We start from the raw sequence: 244 nt of genomic DNA, 5'->3' as shown, positions 1-244 counted from the left end.
CCGCAGCACTGAGGCCACTGAGGCCACGGCGCACCGGTCGACCGGGCACCTGACGGCAGGCCGTGAGGGGCGTACCGCATCACACAGGATGCGGTACGCCCCCGTCGCGTCCCCGGACGGCTGATCACCCGGACGCCGGGCCGATCTCGCACCACACGGCCTTGCCCTCCCCGCGCGGCTCGATGCCCCACCGCGCGGTGACCGCGTCGAGAAGCAGCAGGCCGCGCCCGGACGTCGACGTCTC

It is taken from the genome of Streptomyces sp. NRRL WC-3549, assembly GCF_000721935.1.
Taxonomy (GTDB): Bacteria; Actinomycetota; Actinomycetes; order Streptomycetales; family Streptomycetaceae; genus Streptomyces.
The sequence above is the reverse complement of the archived record's forward strand: the minus strand, read 5'-3'. Positions refer to the sequence as shown.